The 6133-nt window shown below is 64.5% G+C and carries 6 protein-coding genes; all 6 read right to left on the bottom strand.

Translation table 11 applies throughout. The annotated features are described in order from the left end of the window. Positions 1-412 (bottom strand): aminopeptidase P family N-terminal domain-containing protein (locus KBT70_RS16480; RefSeq protein ID WP_296636560.1); only part of this gene is annotated, 412 nt, incomplete at its 3' end. Next, on the bottom strand, positions 409-1440 hold the full coding sequence (locus tag KBT70_RS16475; protein ID WP_296636557.1) for a pyridoxal-phosphate dependent enzyme: 1032 nt from the start codon (positions 1438-1440) through the stop codon (positions 409-411). The genes KBT70_RS16475 and KBT70_RS16480, both read right to left, overlap by 4 nt. Before the next feature lie 75 nt (positions 1441-1515). Next, the gene (locus KBT70_RS16470) at positions 1516-2304 is read right to left on the bottom strand and encodes a xanthine dehydrogenase family protein subunit M (RefSeq protein ID WP_296636553.1); all 789 of its coding nucleotides are present in this window, start codon (positions 2302-2304) and stop codon (positions 1516-1518) included. An 11-nt stretch (positions 2305-2315) separates the two neighbouring features. Continuing rightward, a complete protein-coding gene (locus KBT70_RS16465; RefSeq protein ID WP_296636549.1) occupies positions 2316-4679 on the bottom strand; it encodes a xanthine dehydrogenase family protein molybdopterin-binding subunit in 2364 nt (787 codons plus the stop codon). A gap of 120 nt (positions 4680-4799) precedes the next feature. Next, positions 4800-5285, bottom strand: a complete 486-nt coding sequence (locus tag KBT70_RS16460; protein WP_296636545.1) for a (2Fe-2S)-binding protein — start codon at positions 5283-5285, stop codon at positions 4800-4802. Positions 5286-5401: 116 nt separating this feature from the next. Continuing rightward, the coding region (locus KBT70_RS16455; RefSeq protein ID WP_296636540.1) for a molybdopterin-binding protein at positions 5402-6133 on the bottom strand (732 nt) is incomplete at its 5' end.

Genomic DNA, 6133 nt, shown 5'->3' with positions numbered 1-6133 from the left:
GGGCACTCGCCTGTTTCACCCGCTCGAAATCCGCCAAGGGCATGCGCAAATGGCTCTCAGGACCAGAGGGCACACCCACCGGCCCACCAATCTCACGCAGAGTCTCGGCCAAGAGCGACACGCCTTCATCATCGGGGTCGGGGGCCGCCCAAGTGCGAATATCGCGCAGCCCCGTCCGTGCCATGAGCGGCGCGCCAATCAACGGGATCACCGCCACCGGATCGCCCGTGGCAGGCAAGATCAGAAACCAAGGGCGGCTCGGGCTTTCCCAGAACCGGGTCAGAAACCCGGTGAAATAGCGGATTTCCGGCTCTGTCGTCAGCAAGAGCGCGCCCAGCCCCGCCGCGGCCATACCGGATTGCGCCGCACGCACCCGCGCCTGATATTCCTCTGGCGCGAAACCGCGCCTCATGCGTCCGACCCTTCGCTGAGGATACACAACACCCGCGCATCCGCCCCAAGCATCAGCCCCGGCAGCGCCGCCACACCCGCCGCGCCCGAGGGCGTCGTGACCAGCCCCTGTGCGGCCAAAACCTCTAGCACCGCTTCGGCCTCGTCGTCCGTGATCGTCACGAACGCATCCGCATCCCGCGCCAAGCCCTTGAGCGCAATGAGCGATGGCACCTTGCAATCGAGCCGCCCCATGGTGGACACCGGACCGCTCGTCTCAACCGGGCACCCCGCGCGGATACTCTCACAAAGGGCTGGCGCGCGGTCAGGCTCGACCACGATGATCCGGGGCGCATCGCCCCAAACCTGCCGAAACCATGCCGCACAGGCCCCGGCGAGCCCACCAACACCGGCCTGCAAGAGGATATGCGTCGGGGCCTGCGGCATCTGGCGCGTGGCCTCCTCCGCCATGGCCAGATACCCCTCCATCAACCGATGCGGCAGATCGAAATACCCCGGCCAGGAACTGTCCGACAGAAGGGTCCAGCCGTTCTCCATCGCCGCCCGCCCGGCCGCGACCATGCTGGCCTCGTAATCCGGCCCCTCGCGCACCACCACGGCCCCTTTGGCGCGTAGTCGCGCGGCAAAACTCTCGGGCACAGTCTCGGCCAGATAGATCACCGCCCGCGCCCCGAATAGCCGCGCGCCAGCCGCGACAGACATGCCATGATTGCCCGCACTCGCCGTCACATAGGTGCGCCCCGCCAGCGCGCGGCCCATATTTTCGGCGGCCATCTCTGCCGCCTCATGCGCGATCACATAAGCCGCACCCAGCGCCTTGAAACTGCCCAGCCCCATACGGCCACGCTCATCCTTGGCCCAGACCTTTGGCGCAAAGCCCGCGACTGGCACCAGCGGCGTTTCCGCCGCCGCCGGGCACCGCCCCAAAAGCGCGCGCACCGCGTCCGCATCCACGCTCGGCCATGGGGCCCCGGTCAGCACCGCCTCGGGCAGGCCTTTGCTGCGCCACGGATTGTCGATCACTTGCATCTTTTCCCCTGTCCCTCACCAAAATGGCGGGTCCAGAGACCCGCCATTCCAAATCTCACCCGAGTGTAACCGCGCTCAATGCGCTGCCGCAACCGCTCGCCGCGCCATCACACCCACCAGATGCGCGCGGTAGGCCCCCGATCCATGCAGGTCCGAGATCATGCCATCCCCCGACAGGCTCAGCCCCTCCAACGCCTCGGGCGCAAAGTTGCCCGAGAGCGCCGCTTCGGCCTCGGCCCAGCGAAACACGCCCTCTTCCGAGGCGCCCGTCACCGCCACGCGCACAGAACCTGCGTATTTCGCGACAAACACACCCACGAGGGCAAAGCGCGAGGCAGGTTGCTCGAACTTCTGATAGCTGGCCTTTTCCGGCACCGGAAAGCGCACTTCGGTGATGATCTCGCCATCTTCCAGAGCCGTCGTGAACATGCCCTGAAAATAGTCATCCGCCGCGATGCTGCGGTTGGACGTGATCACCGTTGCCCCCGATCCCAACACCGCCGCTGGATAGCACGCCGAGGGGTCGTTATTGGCGAGGCTGCCCCCGATGGTGCCTCGATTGCGCACCGCCGGATCGCCGATATGTGCCGCCAGCGCCGCCAGCGCCGGATAGGCCCCGGCCCCTGCGGCAACAGCGGCATGGGTGGTACCGCCGCCAATGCAGAGCGCGCCATCGTCGGCGGTGCAAATCCCCTGCATCTCCTTGATGGCCGACAGGCACACCAGCTTGGCCGGTGATGCCAGACGCTGCTTCAGCGTCGGGATCAGGGTCTGCCCCCCGCCCAGCGCCTGTGCCTCTTCCGTGCCCAGCGCCGCAATGGCATCGGCGATGGTGGCGGGACGTTCGATATCGAATGCATACATGATCGCTCTCCTTACCCTTGCATCGCTTGCCAGACGCGCGACGGCGACAGCGGCATGTCGATATGGGTGATGTTCCGGCCTGACCGTTGCAGCGCGTCAATCACGGCATTGACCACCGCAGGCGGGCTGCCGATGGCCCCGGCCTCGCCGCAGCCCTTGACGCCCAAGGGGTTGTGCGTGCAGGGCGTCTGACAGGAATGATCCACCTGATAGAACGGCACATCATCGGCGCGCGGCATGGCGTAATCCATGTAAGACCCGGTCTGAAGCTGCCCGTTCTCATCATAGACGCAGGACTCCAGCAGCGCCTGACCGATCCCCTGCCCGATGCCGCCATGCACCTGCCCGGACACGATCATCGGGTTGATGATATTGCCGAAATCATCCGCCGCCGAAAAGCGCTCGATCGTCACCTTGCCGGTGTCGGGATCAAGTTCAACCTCACAGGCATAGGCCCCCGACGGATAGGTGAAGTTTGACGGATCGTAAAACGCCGTCTCCTCCAACCCCGGCTCGATATCCGCCAGCGGATAGTTGTGCGGCACATAGGCGGCGAGGGTCACATCGCCCCAGGCCACGGATTTATCCGTGCCCGCGACGCTGAACCGGCCATCCTTCAACTCGATATCGACCTCAGAGGCCTCCATCAGATGCGCCGCGATCTTCTTGGCCTTGTTGATGATCTTCTCAGTAGCGCGCACCATGGCCGACCCGCCCACCGCAATCGAGCGGCTGCCATAGGTGCCCATACCCATCGGCGTGTTGGCGGTATCGCCATGCACGATCTCGATCATATTGGCGTCAATGCCGATCATCTCGGCCACCACCTGCGCGAATGAGGTCTCATGCCCCTGCCCGTGGGAATGCGAGCCGGTCATCACCACCAGACCGCCCGTGGCATTGACCCGCACTGTGGCACTCTCATAGAGACCCGCGCGCGCGCCCAACTGCCCCACAAGGTTCGACGGCGCGATGCCGCAAGCCTCGATGTAGCAATTGATGCCCAGACCGCGCAGCTTGCCCTTGGCCGCACTCGCCTTGCGCCGCGCTTCAAAGCCCTTGAAATCAGCGATCTCTTCCAGCTTGTCCATGGTGGCGTGGTAATCGCCGGTGTCGTATTCCACCGCCACGGGCGTGGCATAGGGGAATTCCGTGATAAAGTTCTGGCGACGCAGCGCGATGGGATCAACGCCCAGTTCGCGCGCAGCCTTGTCGATCACCCGCTCCAATTGGAACGTGGCCTCGGGGCGGCCGGCCCCGCGATAGGCATCGACCGGCACGGTATTGGTAAAGACCGCCTTGACGTTCACATAGATGAGCGGCGTGCGATAATTCCCCGCCATCAGCGTGCCATGCAGCCACGTGGGCACCGAAGGGGCAAAGGTGCTGAGATAGGCCCCCATATTGGCATAGGTATCGGTGCGGATGGCGGTAAAATTGTTCTCCGCATCCAGCGCCAATTCGATCTTGGTCACATGGTCGCGCCCATGCGCATCGGTCATGAAGGCCTCAGAGCGCGAGCAGGTCCATTTCACCGGGCGGTTCAAGGCCTTGGCGGCGAAGGTGCAGAACGCCTCTTCCGCGTAGTGAAAGATTTTCGAGCCGAAGCCACCGCCCACATCGGGCGCCACCACGCGCAATTTATGCTCGGGAATGCCCAGCACAAACGCGCCCATCAAAAGCCGGATCACATGCGGGTTCTGAGAGGTGGTATAGAGCGTATGATCGCCCGTAGAGCGGTTGAAATCGCCCACCGCCACCCGCGGCTCCATCGGATTGGCCACCAGCCGGTTGTTGATCAGCTCGAGCGTGGTGACATGCGCCGCCTTCTCGAAGGCCTCGTTCACCGCCGCCTTGTTCTCTTCGACAAAGCCCCAGTCATAGCACAGGTTGCTCTTGAGATCGTCATGCACCAAAGGCGCGTCCTCTTCGAGCGCCTTCTTCATGTCCACGACCGCTGGCAATTCTTCGATATCCAGAACAATCGCTTCGGCGGCGTCGCGGGCCTGAGCATAGGTCTCGGCCACCACAGCGGCAATCGGGTCCCCCACATGGCGCACCTTGCCGCGCGCCAGAACCGGATGCCCCGGCTCTTGCATCACCTCGCCAAACCGGTCCGTGACCTGCCACCCACAGGGCAGCCCGCCCACATTCTCGAAATCCGCGCCGGTGAAAATCCGCAGCACCCCCGGCATGGCCTCGGCGGCGCTGGTGTCGACCTTGTTCAGCCGCCCATGCGCCACATCCGAGCGCAGGAAATGCACATAGGCCTGCCCGCGCAGATTGATGTCATCGGTGTAATTTCCGTTTCCGGTCAGAAACCGGATATCCTCGCGCCGCTTGGTGCTGGCGCCAATGCCTCCGTCTTTCGGCATGTCGTTCTCCTCCCTGATCGAACGGGGTTTGCCCCCAAGATCACCCGCAGCGATTTCTTCTTGCCCGAAATACTCCGGGGGAGCGCCGCAGGCGCGGGGGCAGCGCCCCCAATGTTCCTGTTATTCCGCCGCGATCCGGCTCACATCCTGACCACTGGCGGCCAAAATCGCCTTGACGATGTTGTGATAGCCCGTGCAGCGACAGAGATTGCCCTCAAGATAATCGCGCACCTCGGCCTCGGTGGGCGTCGGGTTCTCGGCCAGCAGCGCCGATGCCGACATCACCATGCCCGGCGTGCAGAATCCACATTGCAACCCGTGATGATCCTGAAACGCCTGCTGAATCGGATGCAGCGTGCCATCCGGCTCGGCCATGCCTTCGATGGTCTTGATCTCGGCCCCCTCAGCCTCAGCCGCAAACATCGTGCAGGATTTCACCGCCTTACCATCCACATGCACCACGCAGGCCCCACATTGGCTGGTATCACAGCCCACATGCGTGCCTGTCAGGCCAAGGGTCTCTCTCAGAAATTCGACAAGAAGCGTGCGGCCTTCGATCTGGCCCGACGCTGGCTTGCCATTCACGGTCATTTTGACCTCAGGCATTGGCTCCTCCCGGTTTGAATTGTCCGTCTCCACATAGGACCTTAGTAGGAAAGGCCCCGCTGTCCAGTGCGACTAAAGCATGCCTCTCCCGACTTGAGAACCCGGTTTCTTTGGCCTCAGCCGCGTCCGCCCCGGCGCGGTTGTGGCCGGGTCGGAATTTCCTTGAGCAGGCCGCCCACGCCCATCGCCGCAATCTCGGCCGCCCCGCAGGGCAGACCGCAGGCGACCCGCGCCAGAACCCAGTCGGCCCCATGCAGAACCGGGCTGCGTGCTGATCCCGGCAGGCCGATGACAGGCCGCGCGCCTAGCCGCCCCAGAAAGAGCAGGTTGCCGGGGTCCACCGGCATGCCGAAGCGTTCCACCATCCCGCCCGCCGCGCGCAGCGCCTGCGGTGCGGTATCAAAGGGGTCCGACGTGGCCGACGCGGTGAGAATCAGCACTATTTCGCCCTTGGCCCCGGTGATTGCCGCCGCCAGCGCCGCCTCTTCATGCGCACAGAGCACCGTTTCCACCATCTCCATGCCCAGCCCGGTGACACGCGCCGCAATCGCATCGGCCCCCTTGTCGCCTGGCCCGCCGGGCACATCGGTGACGATCAGGCTCGCGGTGCGGTAGCGCGCCACCGCCAGCCGCACGGCGCCTTGCGCCGCCTCTGCTGCGCGCTGCAACGCCGCGCGCGGCACACCGTAGGCGATGATCTTGACCGTGGCGATCATGCCGCCTGCGTGGATCTGATGATGTGGCACCACAGTGGCCACCGTGATCATCGGATCGACCGCATTGGCCGCATGGATTGCCGCCGCATTGAGACAAACGACACCGGGCCGCTCGGCAATCAGGTTGACGCG

The sequence above is a fragment of the Roseovarius sp. genome (assembly GCF_018066915.1).
Lineage (GTDB): Bacteria > Pseudomonadota > Alphaproteobacteria > Rhodobacterales > Rhodobacteraceae > Roseovarius.
Note: the sequence above shows the minus strand (reverse complement) of the source record. Positions and strands in the feature narration are given on the sequence as shown.